This window comes from Devosia nitrariae, from assembly GCF_030160115.1.
Classification (GTDB): Bacteria; Pseudomonadota; Alphaproteobacteria; order Rhizobiales; family Devosiaceae; genus Devosia; species Devosia nitrariae.
This window is the reverse complement of the sequence record NZ_BSNS01000024.1, coordinates 276,249-300,757: the sequence shown is the minus strand read 5'-3', so window position 1 is coordinate 300,757 and position 24,509 is coordinate 276,249. Positions and strand designations below refer to the sequence as shown.

General features: G+C 63.8%; 26 protein-coding genes and 1 tRNA gene. 8 read left to right on the top strand and 19 right to left on the bottom strand.

Annotated elements, in window-relative coordinates; translation table 11 throughout:
• Positions 1 to 153: 153 nt before the first annotated feature.
• Positions 154 to 2,262 (top strand): ATP-dependent DNA helicase RecG, encoded by a 2,109-nt coding sequence (recG, locus tag QQK18_RS24475; protein ID WP_284343018.1) that lies wholly within the window; start codon positions 154 to 156, stop codon positions 2,260 to 2,262.
• 20 nt (positions 2,263 to 2,282) lie between these two features.
• The gene (locus QQK18_RS24470) at positions 2,283 to 2,702 is read left to right on the top strand and encodes a GNAT family acetyltransferase (RefSeq protein ID WP_284343017.1); all 420 of its coding nucleotides are present in this window, start codon (positions 2,283 to 2,285) and stop codon (positions 2,700 to 2,702) included.
• Between the two features lie 9 nt (positions 2,703 to 2,711).
• Here QQK18_RS24470 and QQK18_RS24465 read toward each other — a convergent pair whose 3' ends face one another.
• From QQK18_RS24465 to glmU, 3 genes are read right to left on the bottom strand one after another with little or no spacing between them, the layout of a single operon-like run.
• Positions 2,712 to 3,104 carry a DUF2237 family protein gene (locus QQK18_RS24465; RefSeq protein ID WP_284343016.1) on the bottom strand — a complete coding sequence of 131 codons (393 nt, stop codon included), beginning with the start codon at positions 3,102 to 3,104 and terminating at the stop codon, positions 2,712 to 2,714.
• Positions 3,097 to 4,923: a glutamine--fructose-6-phosphate transaminase (isomerizing) gene (glmS, locus tag QQK18_RS24460; protein WP_284343015.1), complete on the bottom strand. Its 1,827-nt coding sequence runs from the start codon at positions 4,921 to 4,923 to the stop codon at positions 3,097 to 3,099. Before glmS ends, QQK18_RS24465 begins: the two co-directional genes overlap by 8 nt.
• Positions 4,924 to 4,927: 4 nt before the next feature.
• Positions 4,928 to 6,286 (bottom strand): bifunctional UDP-N-acetylglucosamine diphosphorylase/glucosamine-1-phosphate N-acetyltransferase GlmU, encoded by a 1,359-nt coding sequence (gene glmU / locus QQK18_RS24455; RefSeq protein ID WP_284343014.1) that lies wholly within the window; start codon positions 6,284 to 6,286, stop codon positions 4,928 to 4,930.
• Positions 6,287 to 6,431: 145 nt separating this feature from the next.
• Between glmU and QQK18_RS24450 the strand changes: the two genes are divergently transcribed.
• The 3 genes from QQK18_RS24450 to QQK18_RS24440 all read left to right on the top strand — a co-directional run bounded on the left by QQK18_RS24450 (position 6,432) and on the right by QQK18_RS24440 (position 7,931).
• Positions 6,432 to 7,214, top strand: a complete 783-nt coding sequence (locus QQK18_RS24450) for a hypothetical protein (RefSeq protein ID WP_284343013.1) — start codon at positions 6,432 to 6,434, stop codon at positions 7,212 to 7,214.
• A gap of 86 nt (positions 7,215 to 7,300) precedes the next feature.
• A tRNA-Lys gene (locus tag QQK18_RS24445) sits at positions 7,301 to 7,375 on the top strand.
• 28 nt (positions 7,376 to 7,403) lie between these two features.
• Positions 7,404 to 7,931, top strand: a complete 528-nt coding sequence (locus QQK18_RS24440; RefSeq protein WP_284343012.1) for a hypothetical protein — start codon at positions 7,404 to 7,406, stop codon at positions 7,929 to 7,931.
• A gap of 57 nt (positions 7,932 to 7,988) precedes the next feature.
• Here QQK18_RS24440 and QQK18_RS24435 read toward each other — a convergent pair whose 3' ends face one another.
• The 14 genes from QQK18_RS24435 to gyrA all read right to left on the bottom strand — a co-directional run bounded on the left by QQK18_RS24435 (position 7,989) and on the right by gyrA (position 20,651).
• A complete protein-coding gene (locus QQK18_RS24435) occupies positions 7,989 to 8,894 on the bottom strand; it encodes a TraB/GumN family protein (protein WP_284343011.1) in 906 nt (301 codons plus the stop codon).
• Between the two features lie 3 nt (positions 8,895 to 8,897).
• The gene (locus tag QQK18_RS24430) at positions 8,898 to 9,785 is read right to left on the bottom strand and encodes a phosphotransferase family protein (protein ID WP_284343010.1); all 888 of its coding nucleotides are present in this window, start codon (positions 9,783 to 9,785) and stop codon (positions 8,898 to 8,900) included.
• Positions 9,786 to 9,787: 2 nt separating this feature from the next.
• On the bottom strand, positions 9,788 to 11,428 hold the full coding sequence (gene pgi, locus QQK18_RS24425; protein ID WP_284343009.1) for a glucose-6-phosphate isomerase: 1,641 nt from the start codon (positions 11,426 to 11,428) through the stop codon (positions 9,788 to 9,790).
• A 197-nt stretch (positions 11,429 to 11,625) separates the two neighbouring features.
• Complete coding sequence (tgt, locus tag QQK18_RS24420) at positions 11,626 to 12,762, bottom strand: tRNA guanosine(34) transglycosylase Tgt (RefSeq protein WP_284343008.1); 1,137 nt, start codon at positions 12,760 to 12,762, stop codon at positions 11,626 to 11,628.
• A 133-nt stretch (positions 12,763 to 12,895) separates the two neighbouring features.
• A complete protein-coding gene (locus QQK18_RS24415; RefSeq protein WP_284343007.1) occupies positions 12,896 to 13,198 on the bottom strand; it encodes a hypothetical protein in 303 nt (100 codons plus the stop codon).
• Positions 13,195 to 14,268: a tRNA preQ1(34) S-adenosylmethionine ribosyltransferase-isomerase QueA gene (gene queA, locus QQK18_RS24410; RefSeq protein WP_284343006.1), complete on the bottom strand. Its 1,074-nt coding sequence runs from the start codon at positions 14,266 to 14,268 to the stop codon at positions 13,195 to 13,197. Before queA ends, QQK18_RS24415 begins: the two co-directional genes overlap by 4 nt.
• Before the next feature lie 18 nt (positions 14,269 to 14,286).
• Positions 14,287 to 14,685: a hypothetical protein gene (locus tag QQK18_RS24405; RefSeq protein WP_284343005.1), complete on the bottom strand. Its 399-nt coding sequence runs from the start codon at positions 14,683 to 14,685 to the stop codon at positions 14,287 to 14,289.
• Positions 14,675 to 15,154 (bottom strand): peptidylprolyl isomerase, encoded by a 480-nt coding sequence (locus QQK18_RS24400; RefSeq protein ID WP_284343004.1) that lies wholly within the window; start codon positions 15,152 to 15,154, stop codon positions 14,675 to 14,677. Before QQK18_RS24400 ends, QQK18_RS24405 begins: the two co-directional genes overlap by 11 nt.
• Before the next feature lie 123 nt (positions 15,155 to 15,277).
• Entirely contained in the window at positions 15,278 to 15,862 is a 585-nt protein-coding gene (locus QQK18_RS24395) for a peptidylprolyl isomerase (protein ID WP_284343003.1), read from the bottom strand.
• The gene (gene coaD / locus QQK18_RS24390) at positions 15,859 to 16,350 is read right to left on the bottom strand and encodes a pantetheine-phosphate adenylyltransferase (RefSeq protein WP_284343002.1); all 492 of its coding nucleotides are present in this window, start codon (positions 16,348 to 16,350) and stop codon (positions 15,859 to 15,861) included. Before coaD ends, QQK18_RS24395 begins: the two co-directional genes overlap by 4 nt.
• Before the next feature lie 29 nt (positions 16,351 to 16,379).
• Positions 16,380 to 16,862, bottom strand: coding sequence for a GNAT family N-acetyltransferase (locus QQK18_RS24385; RefSeq protein ID WP_284343001.1), 483 nt, complete (start codon positions 16,860 to 16,862; stop codon positions 16,380 to 16,382).
• Positions 16,863 to 16,959: 97 nt separating this feature from the next.
• A complete protein-coding gene (locus QQK18_RS24380; protein ID WP_284343000.1) occupies positions 16,960 to 17,211 on the bottom strand; it encodes a hypothetical protein in 252 nt (83 codons plus the stop codon).
• Entirely contained in the window at positions 17,211 to 17,831 is a 621-nt protein-coding gene (locus QQK18_RS24375; protein ID WP_284342999.1) for a LysE family translocator, read from the bottom strand. The genes QQK18_RS24380 and QQK18_RS24375 overlap by 1 nt, the downstream gene beginning before the upstream one ends.
• Positions 17,832 to 17,915: 84 nt before the next feature.
• On the bottom strand, positions 17,916 to 20,651 hold the full coding sequence (gene gyrA / locus QQK18_RS24370) for a DNA gyrase subunit A (RefSeq protein ID WP_284343315.1): 2,736 nt from the start codon (positions 20,649 to 20,651) through the stop codon (positions 17,916 to 17,918).
• Positions 20,652 to 21,068: 417 nt separating this feature from the next.
• Here gyrA and QQK18_RS24365 point away from each other — a divergent pair, with 417 nt between their 5' ends.
• Entirely contained in the window at positions 21,069 to 21,614 is a 546-nt protein-coding gene (locus QQK18_RS24365; RefSeq protein ID WP_284342998.1) for a GNAT family N-acetyltransferase, read from the top strand.
• A 93-nt stretch (positions 21,615 to 21,707) separates the two neighbouring features.
• Here the strand turns inward: QQK18_RS24365 and QQK18_RS24360 are convergent, their stop codons facing one another.
• A complete protein-coding gene (locus QQK18_RS24360; RefSeq protein ID WP_284342997.1) occupies positions 21,708 to 22,109 on the bottom strand; it encodes a winged helix-turn-helix transcriptional regulator in 402 nt (133 codons plus the stop codon).
• 182 nt (positions 22,110 to 22,291) lie between these two features.
• Here QQK18_RS24360 and QQK18_RS24355 point away from each other — a divergent pair, with 182 nt between their 5' ends.
• Positions 22,292 to 23,173: an NAD(P)H-binding protein gene (locus QQK18_RS24355; RefSeq protein ID WP_284342996.1), complete on the top strand. Its 882-nt coding sequence runs from the start codon at positions 22,292 to 22,294 to the stop codon at positions 23,171 to 23,173.
• Positions 23,174 to 23,303: 130 nt separating this feature from the next.
• Positions 23,304 to 23,831: a hypothetical protein gene (locus tag QQK18_RS24350; RefSeq protein WP_284342995.1), complete on the top strand. Its 528-nt coding sequence runs from the start codon at positions 23,304 to 23,306 to the stop codon at positions 23,829 to 23,831.
• Positions 23,832 to 23,921: 90 nt separating this feature from the next.
• On the opposite strand, the gene ssb is transcribed toward QQK18_RS24350, so the two are convergent.
• On the bottom strand, positions 23,922 to 24,398 hold the full coding sequence (ssb, locus tag QQK18_RS24345; protein WP_284342994.1) for a single-stranded DNA-binding protein: 477 nt from the start codon (positions 24,396 to 24,398) through the stop codon (positions 23,922 to 23,924).
• Between the last annotated feature and the right edge of the window lie 111 nt (positions 24,399 to 24,509).

Genomic DNA, 24,509 nt, shown 5'->3' with positions numbered 1-24,509 from the left:
CTTTCGATGTGGACGCCCTGTTTACGCGGATCGGAGCCACTTGTCAGCCATGCTTGCTTCGGCGATGTCCTCTGCCGCGCTTATCCTTTTCTGGAACATAGGTCATTTTTCGCAGATCGTGTCTTAGGGTGGTCCACAGGAGGTTGCCGAGTCGTGCCACGCCCTGCTTTGCTCGATCCGCTGTTCCGTTCCCTGCGCTCGATCAAGGGCGTCGGGCCGCAACTGGCCGCGCTCTTGACCCGCTTTTTCGGCGCGCCCGACGGGCAGGATGCAATTGCGCTCGACGTCTTGATGCATATGCCCTCCGGCGTCGTCGACCGCCGCCGCATGGTGGGGATCGCCGAGGCCTATCTGGGCCAGGTGGTAACTCTCAAGCTCCACATCGACCGGCATCAGCCGCCGCCGCGCGGTAAGCCAAACGTGCCGCACAGGATCTTCGCCCATGACGAGACCGGCGACATCCAGCTCGTCTATTTCCGCGCCCAGGGGGGATGGGTCGAGAAAACGCTGCCGGTCGGCGAAGAACGCTATGTCTCGGGTGAGATCGGCTTCTTCAATGGAGAAAAACAGATCACCCATCCCGACTATGTGGTGGAGCCGGCGCAATTCGCAACCCTGCCCCTCGTCGAGCCGGTCTACCCGCTGACGCACGGGTTGAGCTCGAAGGTGCTGGTCAAGCTTGTCCGGCAGATCGTGCAATCCGTTCCGGAACTGCCCGAGTGGATACCCGCCTCCACCAAGGCCCGTTTCCACTGGCCGGATTTCTACGCAGCCATGCAATCGGTCCACATCCCCGAAACGCCCGCCGATGCGGAGCTCTGGGGACCCAATCGCATGCGGCTCGCCTATGACGAGTATCTTGCCGGCCAACTCGCGCTGCTGTTGGTGCGTTCGTCCCTCACCGCCGCACGCGGCGTTGCCCGCAGCTTCACCGGCGAGCTGACCGCGAGGGTCGAAGCCAACCTGCCCTTCTCCCTGACCGACGGCCAACGCGAGGCTATAGAGGAGATAAAGCGCGACCTCGCGGCGCCCGACCGCATGTCGCGGCTGCTGCAGGGCGACGTCGGCTCGGGCAAGACCGTCGTTGCCTTGATGGCGATGGCCGCCGTGGCCGAGAGCGGCGCCCAGTCGAGCCTGATGGCGCCCACCGAGCTGCTCGCTGCCCAGCATTTCCGCACCTTGAAGCCGATCTGCGAGGCCGCGGATCTCGGCATCGTGCTGCTGACCGGCAAGATGGCCGCTGCCGAACGCCGCGCCGCGCTCGCCGGCATCGAGAACGGGGAGATCGCCATCGCGGTCGGCACCCACGCCCTGTTCCAATCCGATGTCGCGTTTCGCAATCTCGGCCTGACCGTTGTCGACGAGCAGCACCGCTTCGGCGTGCACCAGCGCCTGGCACTTTCGGAAAAGGGCCGCGACACCGACCTGCTTGTCATGACCGCGACGCCGATTCCGCGCACGCTGGTGCTGACGCATTTCGGCGACATGGCCGTCTCGGTGCTCAAGGACAAGCCGCGTGGCCGCCAGCCGATCGACACCGCGGTGATGTCGATCGCCGACTACGACCGTATCATTGCCCGCCTCAAGGCACGGCTCGATGAAGGAGCCCAGGCATTCTGGGTCTGCCCGCTGGTCGAGGAAAGCGAAGTTCTGCAGGTAGTTTCCGCCGAGGATCGCTTTGCTGAACTCAAAAAGATCTTCGGCGACAGGGTCGCCCTCGTCCACGGCCGCATGAGCGCCGCTGCCAAGCAGGAGGTCATGGCCCGCTTCCAGGCCGACGACCTCAAACTTCTCGTTGCCACCACCGTGATCGAGGTAGGCGTCGACGTACCTAATGCGTCGATCATGATCATCGAGCATGCCGAACGCTTCGGCCTCGCCCAGCTCCACCAGTTGCGCGGGCGCGTCGGACGCGGATCCAACCGCTCAGCGTGCCTGCTGCTCTATAAGGAACCCTTGAGCGAAACCGCCAAGGCACGTCTCGACACCATCAAATCCACCGAGGACGGGTTCGTCATCGCCGAGCGTGATCTGGAACTGCGCGGCCAGGGCGATCTGCTCGGCACGCGACAATCCGGCATGCCCGGTTATCGCCTCGCCGTGCCGGACGTTCATCGCCATCTGCTCGAATGGGCTCATGACGACGCAGCGGCGACACTGGAACGCAATCCCGGGCTTACCGGACCTGATGGAGAGGCTCTGAGGACGCTGCTATACCTTTTCCGTAAAGACCTCGCGATTCCGCTGATACGAGCCGGATAGCCTCGACCAACTGGTGCAGAATGAAAATCCGACCTTTCGCCGCTGACGACACGGAAGCGGTCATTGCTCTATGGCAGACCTGCGGACTCGTTCGTCCCTGGAACGATCCACACAAGGACATCGCCCGCAAACTTTCCGTGCAACCTGAACTCTTCCTGGTTGGAGTCCTCGGAGAGCAGATCGTCGCGTCGGCGATGGGTGGATATGATGGGCACCGAGGGTCCGCCTACTATTTGGCAGTCAGTCCGGCTCATCAGGGAAAGTCCTACGGCGTGGCCATGATGAAGGAGCTCGAGGACAAGCTCCTTGCCATGGGCTGCCCCAAGATCAACCTGTTCGTTCGTTCAGGTAACGAGAAGGTCGAGGGCTTCTACGCTCGCCTGGGCTATGAAGCCGAGACCGCGCGCTCCCACGGAAAACGCCTCATCCCCGATATCTAGGTTGACTGGCTAATCCAGATCGGCCGCGAATTTCTTGAGCGTTGCCAGCTCCACATGACGCAGCGCGCCCTGATGCGTTGCCCGCAGATAGACGCGCGGCGCCATGCCGGCCGCCAGCGCCTCGACCCAGCGGTCGGCCACCATGCACCAGCGATCACCGGCCTTTAGGCCCGGAAAGGAGGACTCGGGATGTGGCGTCGTCAAGTCGTTGCCGACCGTTTTGGAGAAGGCGAGAAATGCTTCCGTCATCTCGGCGCAGATCAGGTGACGGCCGATGTCCTCGGGGCCCGCGGAGCAATAGCCGGAACGGAAGAACCCCGTCAGTGGCGCCAGCGAACACGGCTCCAGCGGTTCGCCGAAGACGTTGAGTTCAGGCTCGCGCTCGGGAAAGGGCCTATTCAACGGTCACGCTCTTGGCGAGATTGCGCGGCTGGTCGACATCCGTGCCCATGGCGACAGCCGTATGATAGGCGAGGAGCTGCACGGGGATCGTCGCAACGATTGGGGCAACGAAGCTGTCGACCCGGGGCATCAGGATCGTTTCGGCAACGTTGTGGCCCACCGTCTTCACCCCTTCCTCGTCGGTGATGAGGATAATGCGCCCGCCCCGCGCGGCGACCTCCTGCATGTTGGAGAGGGTCTTCTCCACCAACTCGTCGGAGGGTGCCACCACGATGACCGGCATGTCCTCGTCGATGAGCGCGATGGGCCCATGCTTCAACTCGCCCGCCGCATAGCCCTCGGCGTGGATGTAGGAGATCTCCTTGAGTTTCAGGGCTCCTTCCATGGCGACGGGAAACATCGGCCCGCGCCCGAGATAAAGCACATCCTGGGCACGCGACAGGTGCCGGGCGATCTCGATAATCTGCTCTTCGGCCTGCAGGGCCTGCGAAACCGCCCGAGGCAGGCCGATCAGCGCCTGTACGAGCTTGCGCTCGGCCTCCGGTGTCAGCGCACCGCGCGCGCGACCGGCCGCGATGGCGATGCTGGCGAGGGAAACGAGCTGCGCCGTGAACGCCTTGGTCGAGGCCACGCCGATCTCGGGACCACAGAGGATTGGAAAAACCACCTGGCTTTCGCGCGCAATGGTCGATTCCAGCGTGTTGATCAGCGAGGCGATGTGCTGGCCCTGCCCCGCACAATAGCGCAGCGCCGCCAGGGTATCGGCGGTCTCGCCAGACTGCGAGATAAAAAGCGAGAGACCGTTTTTCTCCAGCGGCGGCTCCCGGTAGCGGAATTCTGAGGCAACATCGATGTCGACCGGCAATCGCGCGTATCGCTCGAACCAGTACTTGCCAATGCACCCGGCATAATAGGCCGTGCCGCAGGCGCTGATGGTCAGACGCGTCAGGTCGTCGAAGTCGAAAGGCAACGCCTCGCGCAGCGCGATGCTCTCGCTCGCCATGTCGAGATAGTGGCTGAGCGTGTGCGAGATGGTCTCGGGCTGCTCGTAGATCTCCTTGGCCATGAAATGGCGGTGGTTGCCCTTGTCGACAAGCAGGGCGGAGGCCTGGGAGATCCGCGGTTCGCGCGAGACGACGGCATCGTGTGCGTCCCTTATGGTGACGCCCTCGGCAGTCAGGACGGCCCAGTCGCCATCCTCGAGATAGGTGAGCCGCGACGTGAACGGGGCGAGCGCCATGGCGTCCGAGCCCAGGTACATCTCGGTTTCACCGTGACCGACGGCAAGCGGCGCCCCGCGCCGGGCAGCGATCAGCAGCTGCTCCTCGCCCTTGAACAGGAAAGCCAGCGCGAACGCTCCTCGCAGGTGTTTCAGGGTGCGCGAGACGGCCAGCTCCGGATCGGCGCCATTGTCGAGCTCGCGCGTCACCCAGAGCGCCACGGATTCGGTGTCCGTCTGCGTGTTGGGGGTGTAGCCGTCACCGGCAAGGTCCGTAAGCAGGTCCCGGAAGTTTTCGATGATGCCGTTATGAACGACGGCAACACGGGTGGTCGCGTGCGGGTGCGCGTTCTGCTCGGTGGGCGCGCCGTGCGTGGCCCAGCGGGTGTGACCGATGCCGATGCGGCCGGAGAGCGGCTCGCTAGCGAGCCTGCCGGAAAGGTTGGCGAGCTTGCCTTCGGCTCGCCGCCGGGAGATGTCCCCGCTTTCGAGGGTGGCAACGCCCGCGCTGTCGTAACCACGGTACTCTAGGCGCTTCAACGCGTCTACGAGCCGCCCCGCAACCGGCTCGACGCCGATGATGCCGACAATACCGCACATAGGTTTACTTCCCCTCGGACTTGGCTTTCTTGGCGGCCGCCGCGCGTTCGAAGATCGTCTTGGCCCGGCCGGGCTTGTTGGTCTGGCGGCTGCGGCCGAGCGCCAGGGCATCACCCTCGACGTCTTCGGTGATGACGCTGCCGCTGGCAATCAACGCCCCCGGCCCGACGCTGACCGGCGCCACGAGCGACGCGTTCGAGCCGATGAAGGCGCCGTCCCCGATATGCGTGTCGTGCTTGTTGAACCCGTCATAGTTGACGGTAATCACACCGGCACCGATGTTGACCTCTTCGCCCACGGTCGCGTCGCCCACATAGCTGAGGTGACTGATTTTGGACCCCTTGCCGACCCGGGCCTTCTTGATCTCGACGAAGTTGCCGACCTTGGCCTTGGCCTCGAGCCGCGCCCCCGGTCGCAGCCGCGCGAAAGGGCCGACCGACACGTTCTCTGCAATGCTGGCCCCCTCGATATGCGAGAAGGCGTGGATCACCGCGCCGGTCGCCACGCTGACGCCGGGTCCGAACCACACACCCGGCTCGATCGTCACGTCCTCGGCAATTTCGGTATCGTAGGAGAAATACGTCGTTGCCGGATCAAGCAGTGTCACCCCCGCCCGCATCATCTCGGCACGCTGGCGCTGCTGGAAAAGCGCCTCTGCGCGAGCGAGCTGGGCCCGGTCGTTGACTCCCATCACGTCGACCTCCGGCGCCACTCCATACCCGACCTTGTAGCCGGCGGCGTTGGCGAGCTCGACGAGATCGGGCAGGTAGTATTCGCCCTGCGCATTCTTGTTATCGACCTTGTCTATGAGCTCGCGGAAGACCTCCGCCCGGAACGCCAGGATGCACGCATTGCAGAGCCCGATCCTGCGTTCGGATTCGCTTGCATCCTTGTGCTCGCGGATGGCGAGAAGCCGCTCGCCATCGGTGATGAAGCGGCCATAGCCGGTAGGGTCGGCCGGTTCAAAACCGAGGATCGCCGCATCCATGCCCGCCTCGAGCCGGTCTGTCACCACCTTGAAGTTCTCGGCGCGCAGCAGGGGATGATCGCCATAGATCGCTGCAACATAGCCGCCGGCCGTGCTCCAGAGATCGCGCGCCATGGCCGCGGCATGAGCCGTACCCTTGCGCTCGACCTGCTCGAAGAAACGCAGGTCCGGATCAATGGCCAGCAGCGCCTCGCGCACAGATTCGTGGTCCGGCCCGGTAACCACCGCGACCTCGCGCGAGCCCGCGGCCCGCGCCGCTCGCGCCACATGCGCAACGATCGGGAGGCCCCCGACCTGGTGCAGCACCTTGGGCAGGCGCGAGCGCATGCGCGTTCCCTCACCTGCGGCCAGGATGATCGACACCAGTTCCGTCATGTAGGGCGCTCCCGAATTGGACTTAGTTCACCAGGGTGTATTTTCACCGGTTTATGGCACGCAAGCGTTGGCGAAGCGATAACACGCACAAAGACGGTGTAAACTAGGCGAATTCCGATTCGACGTGTCTTGCGTGGAGTTTTCTGTGGCCCGAACAGCCGAACTATTCCGCCCGTCCGACGTGACCCGCTGGGGTATTGTGGCACTGGTCAGCCTGAGCCTGGCGGTGCTGTCGGCCAATGTCTCGGCCCTGCTGCCCCCCGCCACGCTCTCCGGTCTGCACGCGACGCGGCTCGGCGGCCTGTCGGTCGAACAGCTGCGCACGACGGTTGCCAACCTGCGGCAGGAGGCCGTCGCGATGCAGCGCGAGAATAGCGAGCTTGCGGCGCGCTTTTCCCTCAATGAAGAGGCGGGCCATGAGGCAACCCGCCGCATCGGCGCCCTGGAAGCAACCCTTCCCCACCTGCTCGAAACACTGGCCGCTAACGAGCCCGGCGTCGATCGGTCGCTCACGACCGCATCGATCGGCGCGCCGGAAGGCGAGACACGCGATGCCGATGGCGGCAAGGTCAGGGTCGTGCAGACGCCGATGCAGATGCCGTCGGTGCTGGCCCCCGAGCCCGCTCCCGCGCGAGCCGGAACGGCCGCCTTCACCCCCAATAGCGAGGGTCGCTTCGGCATGGCTGTAGGTCCCCGGCTCACCCCCGGCCAGGCGGCTGTCGCCTGGGACGACCTCTCACGCACGCTTGGCGCGACGATCCTCGGCTTCACACCGCTCCTCGCTGACGAGGCCGGCGGCACAACCCAGCGCATCGTGCTCGGACCGGCAGCGGACCTGGCTGAGGCTACGGCGGTGTGCGGCCGGCTGGAACGTGCATCCGTTCCCTGCGAGCCCATGCCCTATGCCGGGACGCCCCTGGCGCCCTAGGCCAGGACCAGTGACAATTGCGGTTGACAGGGGGAGCGCGTCGGCTATGTTCCGCCGCGACCGATCCGCGGTCGACGCCGCAATTGGCGCCGGTAGCTCAGTGGTAGAGCATTCGACTTTTAATCGAATGGTCGTGGGTTCGACCCCCACCCGGCGTACCAATCCGCACCTTCCCCGCATGGCGCAGCGATGACTCAGGACACCATCGATCTCATCAAGGTGATGGTGGTGACCTTTCTCGCCCTGGCCATCGGGACCGTCGCGATGTTCTTCGTCGGCTCTTTGCTGCGCACCTATAGTGGCGACCTTCCGGTCATCGGCGATCTGCGCGCCTACGACCCACCTGCAGCCATCCCGGTCATCGTCGACATCCGCCTGCTTGTCGTCCTCGGCGCAAGCTTCCTGACCGCCAGCGGCCTGGCGCTCGCCGCCTGGAGCGCGACGCTCGACATGGCGCTGCTGGTCGTTGCCAAAGCCGTCACGGTGCTGATCTCGGCCGCTTTCGGGATCTTTGCCGGCACCTGGGTCTATATGCGGCTCACGGCCGGCAGCGAGCTTTCGCTGATGAGTCTCAACCGGCCCGCCATCGCGCTCGTTGCCTTCTTTGTCTTTTCGACGCTGATGCGCAACTCGAACCTGCGCGGAATTGGACCGCTGCGTTATCTCGTGGCGGGGCTGCTCGTCTTGCTGGGACCGATTCTGCTGACCTCGTTCTGAGGTTCGGATATCGAGGTGGGCAGATGCCCGCCAGGATACACCCCGCCCGTCGCAGCGCTACTGGATGCGCTCGAGCGTATGCCCGCGCTCTTCGAGCAGATCGACGAGACCGTCTTCGCCGACGAAATGCCCGGCGCCCACGGCGATGAAATAGTCGCCCTCGCCCGCCATCATCTCTTCGATGCGCTCGATCCAGGCGCGGTTCCGCGCAACGAACATCGCCTCATACATCGCGGGTGCGACTTTCTGCACGCTCTTGTTGGCCATGGCCTCGAGGCCGGCGAGGTCGCCCATCCGCCAGACGTCGAGCATGTGCGTCATGTGCTCGCCGAAATCCTCGTACTCGGCAAGGCTCGCCTCGAAAACCCGACTGATGACCTCGTCGTCGAGCCCGGCCAATATCAGCAGCTGCTCTTCTGCGGTCTCGAAATAATCGACAGCGTGCCCCTGCCCCAGCGCCTGATCGAGCACCTGCTGGTCGGCGCCGAGCGTTGCATGATGCCCTTCCTTTTGCATCGCTGCGATGCTGACCAAGGTCAGAGCGAACCAGGGCCGAAAACCTTCGAGCCCTGCCGATGGCAGGCCGAGGCTTTCAGCGAGTTCCACTACCCGCGCCGCCCTCTCTGGACCCAGTAGCGAGGAAAGCGTCACACCCGGCGGATTGATGGCGAGCTCTCCGACGACCTCGCCCATGCGCTTGAGAGCTTCGGGACTGGTGACATCCGCTTCGAGAACGATCGTATCCACGTCCTTGAGTGCCGTCTCGAACTCGGGAGTCCGCCACTCGACGTCGGCGGACATCAAGTGAACCGTACCGAAGAGATAAAGCGTCGAATCGCTATCGCTCAGCCGCCACATGGCCGGCGCCGCCTCGGCTCCACCGGCACCCAGGGCGAAGACTGCACCGACGGCTGTCAGCCACCGTAGCCGTCGGCCGGGAGTTCTCAGGAGAGTATTCAGCATGGGCTACAAATCCGCTGCACGGCTGGCCTCGTATTCTGCCCACGCTTCCAGCGAGGTCAATGACGAGGGTATCTCATCCTCGCCCAGATGCTCCCAGAGACGCAGGACGGCGGTGTAGAGATCAACGCGGCGGCGGTCGACGGCGATACCGGTTTGAGCGCCATAATGTGCGATGACGCGTTCGGTCAGATCCGGGTCGATCCAGTTGGTCGAGCTGAAATCGCGGTGCCGCTCGCCGATACCGGCATCGGCGAAGTCGTAGACGCCGTTGAGGACGCCGACATCGTGGTCGAATGCCATGTTCCAGCCGTGGCCGTCGAATTGGCCGAAGACGAGGTCTTCTTCACATGTAAGCTCCTCGCGCCAGCTCTCAATGATATCGCGGGCGTAGGTCATGAGACGCGACGGCAGCTGTCCGATCCGCTCCTCGATCCAATCCGGCGATGGGAAGGCCTCAACCGGTCCGGCTCCGGCGCCTTCCATGACGCTCACGCGAATCGCGTGGAGATCGGCATGAAGATCGGCTAGCTGGCGAGCCAACCGGTTGCGCTGGTCTTCGTCGAGCCGCTGATAGTCGGCAGCCAACAGATGAGTGCCTGGAATCTTGCGGTGCTGGCTGAACGGCGCCCCCTCGCGCTCGTGCAGAACGAGCTCCGGCAGGCGCATGCGTACCCGCGGGACGATGGCCTTCAGAAAGTCGACCTCGCGCAGCAGCGATGCTTCGGCTCGCGCCGAACGTGGGAACTTGAAGATCCATTCGCCGGCGACATCGAGGGCGACACTGTCCCAGCCCTCACCCAGCACCTCATACGGTGCATCGGCGAGTTCGGGCGCAACCTGTCTGACGCGCGCGAGCAGTGTTGCGACGTCCTCGGGCGCGCCACCCGGCATGGCTACTTGCGCAGCTCGTGGTAATAAGCGAGCAACCCCTGCGTCGAAGCGTCGTGGTCCTTCCACTCGGCGTTGCCCTCGACCTTGGGCAGCAGCGCCTTGGCAAGCTGTTTACCGAGTTCGACGCCCCATTGATCGTAGGAGTTGACGTTCCAGATCGTGCCCTGGACGAACACCTTGTGCTCGTAGAGCGCAACGATCGCGCCGAGCGTCTCGGGGGTGAGGCGGGGATACATGATGGTGTTCGAGGGGCGGTTGCCGGGAAACACCTTATGCGGCGTCAGCGCTTTGATCGCGTCCTCGTCGAGCCCCTGGGCCTTCAGTTCCACCTCGACTTCCCTTTCGGTCTTGCCCAGCATCAGCGCCTCGGACTGCGCCAGTACGTTGGCGACGAGCTTGGCATGGTGCGGCGGCAAGTCCTCCTGTGGATTGGCGGCGACGAGGAAATCGCAGGGGATGACGTCGGTGCCCTGGTGGATGAGCTGGTAGAAGGCATGCTGGCCGTTGGTGCCGGGCTCGCCCCAGACGATGGGGCCAGTCGACCAGTTGACCGCCTTGCCGGAAAGCGTCATCGATTTGCCGTTGCTCTCCATGTCCTGCTGCTGGAGGTAGGCCGGAAAGCGCGACAGGCGCTGGTCGTAGGGCAGCACGGCGTGCGTCGCAAAACCCCAGGCGTTGCGATACCAGATCCCGATGAGCCCCATGATGACCGGCAGGTTCCTTTCGAGCGGTGTGGTGAGGAAATGGCTGTCCATCTCCGCCGCCCCTTTGAGGAACTTCTCGAAATTCTCGAATCCGACCGCAATCGCGACCGGCAGACCGATGGCCGACCAGACCGAATAGCGCCCGCCGACCCAATCCCAGAAGCCGAAGATGCGGTCTTCCTTGATGCCGAAGCTCTTGCACGCCTCTATATTGGTCGAGACTGCCGCGAAATGATCGTTGACCGCCTCCTCACCGAGTGCCCCGGAAAGCCATGTGCGGGCGGTCGCCGCGTTGGTCATCGTCTCGTCGGTGGTGAAGGTCTTGGAGGCGACGATGAAGAGTGTCGTCTTCGGATCGAGGCGCTTCAACGTGTCGTGCATGTGAGCACCGTCCACATTGGACACGTAGTGGGCGCGAAGATCCGGCCGGGTATAGGGCTCGAGCGCCAGCGTCACCATCGCCGGACCCAGGTCAGACCCGCCAATGCCGATATTGACGACATCGGTGAACTGCTCGCCGGTCGCGCCGCGGATGGTGCCGTCACGCACCTCATTGGAAAAGACCTTGATGTTGGCAAGCGTCTCGCGCACCGCCGGCATCACGTCCTCGCCATTGACCATGACCGGATCGGCGCCGTGGTAGCGCAACGCCATGTGCAGCACCGAGCGGTGCTCGGTGCTATTGATCGGCTCGCCCGCCCACATGGCGTCCCGCCGGCCTTCGACGTCCACATGGCGCGCAAAGGCAAAGAGCGCATCCATGACCTCTTCGTCGATGCGGTTCTTGGAGTAGTCGAGAAGGATGTCGCCGGCTTTGACCGAAAAGCGCCGGAAGCGGTTGGGATCCTCAGCGAACATCACCCGCATGGGGCGCCCGGCAATGCGCTCGGCCTGCTTTTCAAGCGCGGCAAAGGTCGCTTTGCGTCCAGTCTTGGCCATTTTCCTCATCCTTCGATCAGCGCCCGTCGAGCGGGTCATATTTGCGCGAGAATACATCCACACCCACGGGGTCGTTCCCGCGAAAGCGGGAACCACCGTTGCAAAATCTTTGGGCTAACACAGAGGTCCCCGCTTTCGCGGGGATGACCCTGTGATGGTTGAGGCAAAGGGCTAATCCTACATCTCCTAGACCGACCTTATCCCTCGATTGGCGGCAGGTCGCCCGCGGTCCATCCGGCGCGGGTTGAAGCCGAAAAGTCCTCAAAACGCGCACCCTCGATCGCCGCGCGGGCGCCCGCGACCAGCTCTTGATAATAGCTGAGGTTGATCTGCGAAAGGATCATCGCGCCCAAAATCTCTTCTGTCTTAACGAGATGGTGCAGATAGGCCCGCGAGAAGCGGCGGCAGTTGGGGTTGGGCGACGCCTCGTCCAGCGGGCGCGGATCATCCTTATGCCGGGCGTTCTTCAGATTGATGACGCCGAAGCGGGTATAGGCATGGCCATGCCGTCCGGCGCGGGTCGGGTGCACGCAATCGAACATGTCGATACCGCGTTCGATGGCGCCGAGAATATCGTCCGGCTTGCCGACCCCCATCAGGTAGCGCGGCCGGTCGGTCGGAAGCTCCGGCGTGATCTCGGAGAGCACCCGGAACATCACTTCCTGCGGCTCGCCAACAGCAAGTCCGCCGACTGCATAGCCGTCGAACCCGATCGACCGAAGGCCAGCCGCCGACCTCGCCCGCAATTGCGCATCGTCCCCGCCCTGGACGATGCCGAACAACGCGCGGTTCAACTGGTTGTTGAACGCCGTCTTCGAGCGATCTGCCCAGCGCAGCGACAGCTCCATCGCCCGCTCCATCTCCTTTTGCTCGGAAGGGAGCGGGATGCACTCGTCGAGCTGCATGATGATGTCGCTGTCGAGCAACGTCTGGATCTCGATGGAGCGCTCCGGGCTGAGTTCATAGGGCGAGCCGTCGAGATGCGAGCGAAAGGTCACGCCCTTCTCGGTGATCTTTCTGAGCTTCGACAGGCTCATCACCTGAAAACCGCCGCTGTCGGTGAGGATCGGGCGCGGCCAATCCATGAAGACGTGCAGCCCGCCGAGCTTCGCCACCCGCTCGGCGCCCGGTCGCAGCATCAGGTGATAGGTGTTGCCGAGCAGGATATCCGCCCCCGTCTCACGCACCTCTTCCGGGTACATGGCCTTGACGGTTCCCAGGGTGCCGACCGGCATGAAGGCCGGCGTCTGGATGTCCCCGCGAGGCGTATCGATCCGACCGCGCCGGGCCATGCCGTCGGTGGCTGAAAGGGTGAAGGTGATCTGCTTGGTCAATGGATTTGGTCCTGTGGTCGAGGGGCTTTACCCCCCTCCCGGCCCGTTACGCAAGAGGTGCTGCCAAAAGCTCGGGATCAAGTTCTCAGGCGCTCTCACGGCGCTCATCCGGCCTTTCTGACTGCCCTCTCGCTCAAGTATAGACGAGGTCGTAGACGTAGGACTTGTCGCCCTTACGGGTGACCCAAACCCCGGTTGGAGGATGGTCGCTCTGTTGACTGGGATGCCTTTCCCAGGATCGACCGGTGATCACACCTGTTTCAGGATCGGTTGATATCCAGCCCCACTCAGGCGACCGGACAATCCACAAATCGCGGTCGGCGCGCTGGTAACCCACCCGGCCCTGGGCATCGACCTTACGCTCGAACCGGTAGACGAGGTCATCGCTCTTCCGGCGTAATTCGAACTGATCGAAACTATCCGTGCCAGCTGTCACTCTTCTCCCTCATCCCCCCGATAGAGCAGCGAGGAATCGCCATAGGAATAGAACCGGTATCCCTGCTCGATCGCATGGGCATAAGCCCGTTTCATCACCTCGAGGCCCGAAAAGGCCGAAACGAGCATGAAAAGCGTCGACTTGGGCAGATGGAAATTGGTCATCAGCACATCGACACAGCGGAACCTGAAACCCGGCGTGATGAAGATGTCGGTTTCTCCGACAAACGGCCGCAACCTGCCGGTGGCGCGCGAGGCGGTCTCGAGGAGCCTGAGACTCGTGGTGCCGACGGCGATGATCCGCCCGCCTGAGGCGCGGGTCGCGAGGATGCGTTCGACGGTGCCGGCGTCGATCTCACCCCACTCGGCGTGCATGATGTGATCGTTAGTGTCCTCGACCTTCATGGGCAGGAACGTCCCTGCCCCGACATGCAGCGTCACCCGCTCGATGGAGACGCCGCGCTGCTGCAGGCCGACAAGCAGCTCGTGGGTGAAGTGCAAACCGGCGGTCGGGGCGGCGACTGCCCCATCTTCGGCGGCATAGACCGTCTGGTAGTCGGTGCGGTCGCGCTCCTCGGGCTTGCGCTTGGCCTCGATATAGGGCGGCAACGGCATGGCGCCATGCGATTTGATCGCCTCGTCGAGTACGGCGCCCGAAAGATCGAACGCGAGCGTCACCTCACCGCTTTCCCCCTTGCCGGTGACGGTCGCCGTCAGCGGCTCCTCACCGCCGTTGCCGAGCTCGAGCCGATCGAAGAGCTTGAGGCGCTTGGCCGGACGGGCGAAGGCACGCCATGTACTGACATCGAGTCGCTTGTGGAGGTTGAAGGATACCCGTGCTCTCTGCTCGCCGCGGATACGCTCACCCCTGAGCTCAGCCGGCAGTACGCGTGTGTCGTTGACGACCAGGACATCGCCCGGATGCAGGAGCCAGAGCAGGTCGCGCACATGGCGGTCCTCCAGCCCGTCGCGCGGGTTCACAACCAGCATGCGCGCGGCATCGCGCGGTTCAGCTGGATGAAGCGCGATCAGGCGCTCGGGAAGTTTGAAATCGAAGAGGTCGACGCGCATGTAAATCTCGCTAACCGCCTAGCCGGCTTCGCACGTGACCGCCCATACCCCTCGGCCTGCGACAGCCAACGTGCCCGCTATGACGATCTCGTCCGCCTCCCTTTCCGTGACGAGCCGTAGGCGCACGAGAATAGCTTCGTAGTTGTCGTCCATCAGATCGACGGCAATGCTGTCGGCATCCTCGAAGGCCTGGCCAACCACGATCGGTGTCCCAGAGATGCGAGCTGGCGCCGTCGTCCATGTCTCCTCGCCCACCGACACTGTCGCATCGAGGATGTGGAGTACGGCAAGCCGTCCCGTCGCCAGGTCGATCCCTGCAGCGTCGCCGGCATTGCAATAGATACCGCCGGAGGCCCAGGCAGGACTTGCCAGGACTCCGGCGACCAACATTCCGACGATGGCGGACTTAAGCTGCAATGTCTGCCGCGACCTTGACCGAGACCATCTTGTCGGGATCCTGCACCGGCTCGCCGCGCTTGATCTTGTCGACGTTCTCCATGCCCTCGATCACCTTCCCCCAGACCGTGTATTGCCGGTTGAGGAAAGGAGCATCGTCAAAGCAGATGAAGAACTGCGAGTTGGCGCTGTCCGGGTTCTGCGCGCGAGCCATCGAAGCGGTGCCGCGCACGTGCGGCTCGGCGTTGAATTCCTGCTTGAGGTTCGGGTATTCGGACCCGCCGGTACCGGTGCCGCGGGGGCAGCCGGTCTGCGCCATGAAGCCCTCGATCACCCGGTGGAAGACAATGCCGTCGTAAAAGCCCTCGCGCGCCAGCCGCTTGATGTGCGCGACATGATTTGGCGCCAGGTCCGGACGCATGGCGATGACGACGGGGCCCTGGGTGGTTTCGATGACGAGGGTGTTTTCGGGATCGGCGTATTCGGCCATTGGACGTGACTTTCGCTAGTTTGAACTGGTGGTGGCTTTAACCGAGTTGGCGAGCCGGCACAACGCCGCGCCACCCGCGGCCGCCATGCGGCGGTGGTGACCTCCCCGACTCTGGATGGCGCACTACCGGTATTCGATCGTCGCAGAAACGACGGCGTCGGGCTCGGTGACCATGCCATTGGATGCCGGGTCGCCCTTCTTCAAGGCATCGACGAATTCCATGCCCGAGACCACCCGCCCGAAGACGGTGTACTGGCCGTTGAGGTGCGGCGCGTCGGCATAGGTGATGAAGAACTGGGAGTTGGCGCTGTTCGGGTCCATGGCGCGGGCCATGCCGAGAACGCCGCGGTTGAAAGGCTCGGCCGAGAACTCGGCCGGCAAGTCGGGCAGGTCCGAGCCGCCCATGCCCGTGCCGGTCGGATCGCCCGTCTGCGCCATAAACCCGTCGATGACCCGGTGGAACACAATGCCGTCGTAGAACCCATCGTCGGTGAGGGTGACGATGCGCTCGACATGTTGCGGCGCGACTTCCGGCAGAAGCTCTATGTCGACAGTGCCAGCAGGCAACTCGAGCATCAGGTGCGGCGTGCCGGTTTCGCTCTGCGCTCGCACGAGAGTTGGGAAAGCGGCAGCGGCCGCAAACACGGCAACGAAGGCAAAGGCGAGCACGGCCATCAGGCGGCTGCCCTTCGAGGACTTTTCACTCATGGGGTTTTCAGAGCCTTGAGAACGATTTGCGGAACGAAGGCGGAGATGTCGCCGCCCATTTCGGCTATCTGGCGGACCAATGTGGCCGAGATGTGCCGCACGTGGGGGCTCGACGGCACGAAAACCGTCTGCAGGTCGGGCGCCATCTGCGCGTTCATGCCGACCATCTGCATTTCGTAGTTGTAGTCCGTGGTGTCGCGCAGGCCGCGGATGATCAACTTGGCACCGTTCTCGCGCGCCGCCTGCACCATCAATCCCGTAAAGTCGATGATCTCGATCTCGGTATCGGTGCGCTTGCCGACAGGCGCAAGCGTCTGCCTCAACAACTCGATGCGGTCCTCGTGGGCAAAGAGCGGCTTCTTGGTGGCGCTGATGCCGACGCCGACGATCAGACGGTCGACCAGCTTGCAGGCGCGCTCGATCACATCGAGATGTCCGTTGGTCACCGGATCGAACGAGCCGGGATAGAACCCCACCAGTCTTGTCATTGCCGCTCCCCGCTTTTGATCCGGTTGTGTCACGCACCGGCGGGCGTGGCAAGTCGCCGCCAGACGTCGAGCAGGTGAGGACCAACCCCCTGTTCCAGCAGTTCCCACCCAAGTGCCGCGTAGTAGCGTCGCAAGGTCGACTTTGCGCAGAGGAACATCGTGCCCACGCCTAGATCCCGCAGCCTTGCTTCTGCCTTTCCAAGCAGGGCTGCACCGAGGCCCTGACCTCGCTCCTCAGGCTCGACCCAAAGCGCTGCGATCCAGGGGGAATATTGGGAACGCTCGGCAAGATCAGACGCGACGCAGGTGACCGTGCCGAGAAATCTTCCACTTTCGTGCGCAACAAGGGTCACCGGAAGGTCGTTCACGTCGAGGCATTCATCCAGCGCCGCCTCCACATCGGCCAGCGTGGCGCCGTGCGGACCCCACCACTCTCGCCAGATCCGATCCGCTACGGTCGTTGCGTACATCCGCTGGGACCGCAAGTCATCGAGGAGAAACCTGCTCGTCATCGCGTGCCCGGTCCGATCGTTTCCCACGCTTCCCTCACCCACGCTGCGACCTCGTCGTCGATCTCTTGAGGTTTCGTGAAATAGACGCGGTGGGTGATCACGCGGCTGGTTGTAGGGAACGCCTGTCGCAGGTTGGGATGCGAGACGGTGCGCAAAAGGTCGATGGCAACCTCCAGCCGGCTGGAGAGGATGAAAGCCGCCGCAACACTCGCTTCCTTGCCCAGGCAACCTCCGATCTGTGCACCCGTTCCTCGACATCGCCGAGCGCCAGCACCAGGTCGCGGAACCGGTGCATGGGCGCCACCGCTTGCGGCCGTTTGCCGGCGGTGTATTCGGCGATGTCGGCCATCAGGCCCGCTTCTGCAGCGCCAGCCAGATCCCGCCGATCATCAGCACGACGCCCGAGACGCGGTTGACAAGCCGGACCCGCGCCGCCGTGAGAAGGTGCCTCGCCTGGCCTGCTGCCATGGCGTAGATGGCATCGGTTGCCGTCGCAACGACCATCACGATCAAGCCGAGGACCATGATCTGGCCAAAGGCCGAACGATCGAGGTCGACGAACTGCGGCAGGAAGGCCGAAAGGAAGAGCAGCGTCTTCGGGTTGGACCAGTTGACCAGCGCCCCCTGCCAGACATAGCGCCCGACCGGCCGGCGTCCGTCGGCCGCCTCGATCTCTAGTTCGCCGGACGAAGTGAACATCTTCCAGCCGATCCAGATGAGATAGACTGCGCCTACGAGCTTGATGATCTCGAAAGCCTCGGAGACCAACGCCATCACCGCCTCGAGCCCGAGCGCGACGATAACGACCATGCTGAGCATGCTCAGCTCCGTGCCGAGGATGGTCAAAAGCCCTGCCCGCGTGCCCCCGCCTAGCGAATTGGCAACGACCACCGAGACGGAGGGGCCCGGCACGATGGAAAACAGAAGGCAGGCAAGGGCATAGGGCAGGATGATGGCGGGCTCGATCATGGCTCAATCTCCGATGGCGGAGCCGAGCAAGCCACTTCACGACACAATTGGCAAGATCAAAGAGATGTCAGGAGAGCACGGCCATCACAGCTCGCCGCCCTCGCCCCCAGCCCCATTCTCACCCTCAGCCCCGTTCTCGCCTTCCTCGACCGCTTCCGGTTCGCTGATGTGCTCGACCGAGACGACCTTCTCGTCCTCGGCGGTGTCGAAGACGATCACGCCTTGGCTGCCGCGCGAGACGATGCGGATCGGCTTATCGCCGCCGACCGGCAGGCGAATGGTCTGGCCGCGGTCGCTGATCAGCATGATCTGATCGTCCTCGGCCACCGGGAAAGAGGCGACGAGGTTGCCGTTGCGCTTGTTGACCGCCATGGCGACGATGCCTTTGCCGCCGCGCCCGGTGATGCGGTATTCGTGGCTCGAGGTGCGCTTGCCGTAGCCGTTCTCGGAAACTGTGAGGATGAACTGCTCGATGGCGCTCATCTGCGCATAGCGCTCCTGGTTGAGCTCACCGGCGACGACATCGGCCTCGTCGGTACCGTTCTCCTCGGTCTCGCCCTCGCCGCGCACCGCCCGGCTCATCTTGAGATAGGCGGCGCGTTCCTCGGCGCTCGCATCCGAATGGTTGATGATGGCCATGGAGATCACGGTGTCGCCCTCGGCCAGAGCAATGCCGCGCACGCCCATGGAATCGCGGCCTTTGAAGACCCGCACGTCCTCGACCTGGAAGCGGATGGCCTGGCCCATGGCGGTGGTCAGCAGCACGTCGTCATTGGCGGTCGCGGTCTCGACCCCGACGATGGCGTCGCCCTCGTCGAGCTTCATGGCGATCTTGCCGTTCTGACGCACTTCGACGAAATCGGCGAGCGAGTTGCGCCGCACCGTTCCGCGAGTGGTGGCGAACATGATGAAGAGATCCGCCCACGTCGCCTCGTCTTCAGGCAATGGCATGATCGAGGTTACGCGCTCGCCCTGCTCCAGCGGCAGGATGTTGATGAGCGCCTTGCCGCGCGCGTTGGCCGCCGCCAGCGGCAGCCGCCAGACCTTTAACTTGTAGGCGATGCCCCGTGAGGTGAAGAACAGGACCGGGGTATGGGTGTTGGCCACGAAGAGCCGCGAGACGAAGTCTTCCTCGCGCGTCGTCATGCCCGAGCGTCCCTTGCCGCCGCGGTTCTGTGCGCGATAGGTCGAGAGCGGCACCCGCTTGATGTAGCCGCCATGGGTGACGGTGACGACCATGTCCTCGCGGGCAATCAGGTCCTCATCCTCGAAATCCGCAGCCGAGTCGGAGATCTCGGTGCGGCGCGGCGCGCCGTACTGTTCCTTGATCTCCGTCAGCTCGGTGCGGATGATGTCGATGACGCGCTGGCGCGAGCGCAGGATATCGAGATAGTCTTCGATCTCGGTGCCGAGCCCGTTGAGCTCCTCGCCGATCTCGTCGCGCCCGAGCGCGGTTAGGCGTGCGAGGCGCAGCTCGAGAATGGCTCGTGCCTGCTCCTCGGAAAGATTGAAGGTGCCGTCGTCATTGATGCGGTGGCGCGGGTCGTCGATGAGCGCAATGAGCGGAGCGACGTCCGCGGCTGGCCAGTTGCGGGTCATCAACTGCTGGCGCGCCGATGCCGGATCGGGCGCGGTACGGATGACGTGGATCACCTCATCGATATTGGCGACGGCGACCGCAAGGCCTACGAGCACGTGTGCACGGTCGCGCGCCTTGTTGAGGAGGAATCGAGCCCGACGGGTCACCACCTCTTCGCGGAAGTCGATGAAGGCGGTCAGGATTTGCCTGAGGCTCATCAGTTCCGGCTTGCCGCCGTTGAGCGCCACAAAATTGCAGCCGAACGAGGACTGCAGCGGGGTAAACCGGTAGAGCTGGTTGAGCACCACGTCGGGCACGGCGTCACGTTTGATCTCGACGACGACGCGCATGCCGGAACGGTCGGATTCATCGCGCAGGTCCGCGATGCCCTCGATGCGCTTATCGCGCACGAGCTCGGCAATGCGCTCGACCATCACCTTCTTGTTCACCTGATAGGGAATCTCGGTGATGATGATTGCTTCGCGCTCCTTGCGCACCTCTTCGATATCAACGCGCCCGCGCATGAGGACCGAGCCCCTGCCGGTCTCATAGGCCTGACGGATGCCCGAGCGCCCGAGGATAATCGCCGCCGTTGGAAAATCCGGCCCCGGCATCACTTCCATCAGTTCCTCGACCGTCACGTCCGGCTTGTCGATCATGAGAAGCGTCGCGTCGATGACTTCGGCAAGGTTGTGGGTCGGCACGTTGGTCGCCATGCCGACCGCAATGCCCCCGCCGCCATTGACGAGCAGGTTGGGGAACCGGGCGGGGAGCACCACCGGCTCCTTCTCGGAGCCGTCGTAGTTCTCCCTGAAATCGACGGTATCCTTGTCGAGGTCGTCGAGCAGGGAACCTGTAACCCGCTCCATGCGCACTTCGGTGTAGCGCATGGCCGCCGGCTCGTCGCCGTCCACCGAGCCGAAATTGCCCTGCCCGTCGATCAGCATCTGGCCCATGGAGAACTGCTGGGCCATGCGTACCAAGGCGTAGTAGACCGCCTGATCGCCGTGCGGATGGTATTTACCGATCACGTCGCCGACGACGCGCGCCGACTTGCGATAGGGCTTGTTCCACTCGTAGCCGTTCTCGCTCATCGAGAACAGGATGCGCCGGTGCACGGGCTTCAACCCGTCGCGAACGTCCGGCAACGCCCGGCTCACGATCACGCTCATCGCGTAATCGAGATAGGACTTGCGCATCTCATCAGTAATGGAAATCGGGGCGATGTCCGACGGCGGCATGCCGCCACTCACGCTTTCAGGAGTATCGGTCACTCAGGTGATTCTTGTCTGTTCGAGTTACTCACTAGATAGGCGATTTGAGCCGGAATTGCTAATTCTGCGACGCAGATTCTGTGGAGAGCGCCACCAAAAAACGAGAAGGCGGTGCTGGAGGGAGATGGAGATGGTCGTTTCGGACTGGACACAGGCGATCGAGCGCAACACGGCCAGCTTTCTCCTGGCGCTCAGTCGTCCCGGGGGCGCCGCGGAAAGGAACGACGGACGCCTGCAGTGGACGATCGGCGGTTCGCCCATCGACTATCACAATGCTGTCGTTGTGCTCGCCTTGCGCCCGACGAGGCTGACGAAGCCATCCGCTCGGTCATTGATGAATTTCGGGCCCGCAACGTCCCCGGCTCATGGCATCTGGGGCCATCCATGGCGCCTCCCGATCTCGGCGACCGCCTGCTGCGGCAGGGCTTCATCCATGCGATGAACGAGCCGGGCATGGCACTTGAGCTTGCACCCTGGACCCGTAAGGGCCGGGATTGGGAGCCGTCGCTTGAGGTGCTGCCCGTCCTCTCACCAACTGAACTCGGAACCTGGGGCGAGACCCTCTCCAAGGGCTTCGGCAGCGGCCCACACGAGGCTCATTGGGTAGCAAATATGTACGGTCGGCTGGGCTATGGGCCCGGGACGCCCTGGCGGCATTACCTTGCGCGTCAGGACGGGCAGCCCGTTGGCACCGCCACCATGTTTTTCGACGGCGACGTGGCCGGCATCTACTTTGTCTTCACCCTGCCCTCCATGCGTGGACGAGGCATCGGCACCGCCATCATGGAAGCTATCCTGACCGATGCCAAAGCCGAGGGCATGCGGCTGGCGGTACTGACCTCCTCGACGGTGGGAACTCCGCTTTACCGGCGGCTAGGCTTTACCGATTGCTGCACTATAGGCATCTACGAATACCCAGAAGCGAGCTGAGCATGCGTCGCCGCCGCGCGGCCGGCCGCGAGATGGCGTGGCTTTATACAGCGCGGGATGCGAGAAACCGGTCCCCACTTTTCGCGTCCCGCTTTATGCGGCCTCCACCCCATCGAACTGCGCGCGGGCGTCGTCAATGCGAGCATGGTTCTGGTTGGCCCAGGCGATGAGATAGCCAAATGGCACCACCAGCGATACCCCGAGATCGGTCAGCGCATATTCCACCGAAGGCGGCTTGGTGGGATAGACGGTGCGAACGACGAGGCCGTCGCGCTCGAGCTCGCGCAGGGTCTGGGTCAGCATCTTCTGAGAAATATCCGGAATTTCACGCCGCAACTGATTGAACCGCATGGGTTTCGTCGCCAGGTTCATCACCAGCAGCATGCTCCACTTATCGCTGATCTTATCGAGAACGCCACGCACCGGGCAGCCGACGCTTTCCACCGACATCGCGGCGCCCCGGCGCCAGGCGTCGATCACCGCATCGAAATCCATGTGCTCGCTCATCAAGTCACCTCCGGGTGCCTTTATGCGGAGAAAGTGCCTCCTTTCGCCGCGGTTTCCGTGCCTCTATATGGCGGTCTCCGCCTGATACTTACTCTCTTGTAGAGTGCTTCTCAAGAGGGCGGTATCGACCCGCCGCGGCGCCTCCGCCGCGCTGACCACAGGAGACAAACATGACCGATTTCCGCAACGCCAAGCTGCTCGTGACCGGCGCTTCAGGGCAGCTCGGCCGCCTCGCCATCGAGGAACTGCTCGCACGCGGTGCCACCCGCATCGTCGCCGGCACCCGCTATCCCGACAACCTCGCCGACCTCGCCGCCCGGGGCGTCGAAATCCGCAGGCTCGACTTCGCCGACTCCTCGACCCTTGCCGGCGGCTTTGCCGGCATCGAGCGGGCGCTGATCATCTCGACGGATGCCATAGGCGCGCGAGCTGAGCAGCAGGTTGCTGCGATCGACGCGGCCGAGGCCGCCGGCGTCAGGCACATCGTCTACACATCCGCGCCAGCGGCCAGCCCAAATCCAGGCAGCGCCGTCCGCAACGACCATTTCGCCACGGAGCTGCGCCTCTATCGCGGCAACACCGACTGGACGATCCTGCGCAACAACATCTATGCCGAGATCATCCTGATGGGCGCAGCCTCGGCCCTCCAGTCCGGTCAGCTGTTCGATGCGACCAGCGGCAAGGGCCGCAGCTACGTCACCCGCGCTGATGCCGCCCGCGCCGCCGCCGGTGCGCTGCTGACGTCCACCGGCAAGCTCGTCCTCGACGTCACTGGGCCAGCACCCGTGACCCAGGAGGAGATCGCCGGCCTCCTCTCGCGCGTGTCCGGCAAGCCAGTGACCCGCATCGGCCTCGCACCCGCCGACCTCAGGGCCGGCATGATCGCCGCCGGTCTGCCTGATGCCATGGCCGACGTCATGGTCAGCTTCGATGTCGATGCCGCCCAGGGCTGCCACGCTGTCGTGACCGACGCCGTTGCACATCTTTCCGGGCGCGAACCGCAGACGATCGATAGCTTCCTCGACGCCAATCGGGCCGCACTCGCCGGCTGAGCGCCGGAGTCAACCGGGCCTCTACCTTAATCAGTCAACTCTTGTCGGCGACGACACCGTGATATGCGAGCGCGCGCGAACTCTGCTATGAGAGCGAGTGCGCCCTCGCGGCGGAACGAGGTGAAGCCCTGTGACCGATTCGTGCCGATTCCTGTCGCGCCTGGTGATTTCGTTTGGCCTGGCGATGGCGGCCACGCTGCCATCATCGGCCGCCCTGGCCGCGCCTGATGAGATGGCGCTGCTCAGATCCTATCTTGGCGACTGGCAGGGCAAGGGCACGCTGACCGGCGCCGATATCTATCCTATGCGTTGTCAGCTCTCGCTGCTGGAAGGCAATACCGGGAGGGTGAACTATTCCGGCCGCTGCCACGTCGAGGGCGTCAACCTCTCGCTCAACGGCACGCTCGCCTATATCGAGAAACTACGCCGCTTCGAGGCCGCCATGACCACCAACGCCGCCTTCAGCGGCGTCGCCATCGGCCAGAAGCGCGGCGATACGCTGGTCTTCAATCTCAACGAACGCGACAGGGCTGAGGGCAAGGACCTGACGATCACTGCGCGGATTGTTCTCGACCGCGGCGGCATAGACGTCGAGTTCTACGCCGTCTACGACCAGACCGGCGAGAACCTGCGCGCCCAGGTGCCGTTCTCGAGGTGAGCGACGCGTTGAGACAATAAAGTATTGGAGCGCGCGATCGACTGCATCAAATCGCTCGCTCCAACGAGAAGGCCGTGGAGATACCTAGGCTCAGAACGGAATGTCGTCGTCCATTCCGCCGGGCTCGAAGGCCGGTGCATTGGCCGCCGGGCGCCGGGCGCCGCCCTCGGGACGACCGCGATTCTCAAAACCGCCGCTGGCTCCTTCGCCCTCGCCCCTGCCGTCGAGAAGCGTCAGCGCCGAGTTGAAGCCCTGCAGCACCACCTCGGTCGAATACTTGTCCTGCCCGCTCTGGTCCTGCCACTTGCGGGTCTGCAACTGGCCCTCGAGATAGACCTTCGAACCCTTGCGCAGATACTGCTCAGCGATGCGCGCCAAACCCTCGGAGAAGATCACCACGCGATGCCATTCGGTGCGCTCGCGCTGTTCGCCGGAATTACGGTCCTTCCAACGCTCGGAGGTCGCCACCGACAGGTTGACCACCTTGCCGCCGCTCGGGAGGGTGCGCACGTCCGGGTCCGCCCCGAGATTGCCCACTAGGATGACCTTGTTCACACTGCCAGCCATGGCAAATTCCTTCCTCGACTTTCGTTCGCGGGTCCACCCGCTTTGGCGTGCACCTTAATCGCTCGAGCCGGCGACGCCCAAGCTTTCCGCGCGCTGCCCACATATATTGTC

Bases quoted from the DNA above. Each gene is read 5' to 3' on its own strand.
- QQK18_RS24470 (WP_284343017.1), top strand. From the start codon at position 2,283: ATGAAAATCCGACCTTTCGCCGCTGACGACACGGAAGCGGTCATTGCT.
- glmS (WP_284343015.1), bottom strand. From the start codon at position 4,923: ATGTGCGGTATTGTCGGCATCATCGGCGTCGAGCCGGTTGCGGGGCGG.
- glmU (WP_284343014.1), bottom strand. From the start codon at position 6,286: ATGACGGAACTGGTGTCGATCATCCTGGCCGCAGGTGAGGGAACGCGC.
- QQK18_RS24440 (WP_284343012.1), top strand. From the start codon at position 7,404: ATGACTCAGGACACCATCGATCTCATCAAGGTGATGGTGGTGACCTTT.
- QQK18_RS24435 (WP_284343011.1), bottom strand. From the start codon at position 8,894: ATGCTGAATACTCTCCTGAGAACTCCCGGCCGACGGCTACGGTGGCTG.
- QQK18_RS24430 (WP_284343010.1), bottom strand. From the start codon at position 9,785: ATGCCGGGTGGCGCGCCCGAGGACGTCGCAACACTGCTCGCGCGCGTC.
- pgi (WP_284343009.1), bottom strand. From the start codon at position 11,428: ATGGCCAAGACTGGACGCAAAGCGACCTTTGCCGCGCTTGAAAAGCAG.
- queA (WP_284343006.1), bottom strand. From the start codon at position 14,268: ATGCGCGTCGACCTCTTCGATTTCAAACTTCCCGAGCGCCTGATCGCG.
- QQK18_RS24400 (WP_284343004.1), bottom strand. From the start codon at position 15,154: ATGGCCGAATACGCCGATCCCGAAAACACCCTCGTCATCGAAACCACC.
- QQK18_RS24395 (WP_284343003.1), bottom strand. From the start codon at position 15,862: ATGAGTGAAAAGTCCTCGAAGGGCAGCCGCCTGATGGCCGTGCTCGCC.
- coaD (WP_284343002.1), bottom strand. From the start codon at position 16,350: ATGACAAGACTGGTGGGGTTCTATCCCGGCTCGTTCGATCCGGTGACC.
- QQK18_RS24385 (WP_284343001.1), bottom strand. From the start codon at position 16,862: ATGACGAGCAGGTTTCTCCTCGATGACTTGCGGTCCCAGCGGATGTAC.
- QQK18_RS24380 (WP_284343000.1), bottom strand. From the start codon at position 17,211: ATGGCCGACATCGCCGAATACACCGCCGGCAAACGGCCGCAAGCGGTG.
- QQK18_RS24375 (WP_284342999.1), bottom strand. From the start codon at position 17,831: ATGATCGAGCCCGCCATCATCCTGCCCTATGCCCTTGCCTGCCTTCTG.
- gyrA (WP_284343315.1), bottom strand. From the start codon at position 20,651: ATGCCGCCGTCGGACATCGCCCCGATTTCCATTACTGATGAGATGCGC.
- QQK18_RS24365 (WP_284342998.1), top strand. From the start codon at position 21,069: ATGGCGCCTCCCGATCTCGGCGACCGCCTGCTGCGGCAGGGCTTCATC.
- QQK18_RS24360 (WP_284342997.1), bottom strand. From the start codon at position 22,109: ATGGATTTCGATGCGGTGATCGACGCCTGGCGCCGGGGCGCCGCGATG.
- QQK18_RS24355 (WP_284342996.1), top strand. From the start codon at position 22,292: ATGACCGATTTCCGCAACGCCAAGCTGCTCGTGACCGGCGCTTCAGGG.
- ssb (WP_284342994.1), bottom strand. From the start codon at position 24,398: ATGGCTGGCAGTGTGAACAAGGTCATCCTAGTGGGCAATCTCGGGGCG.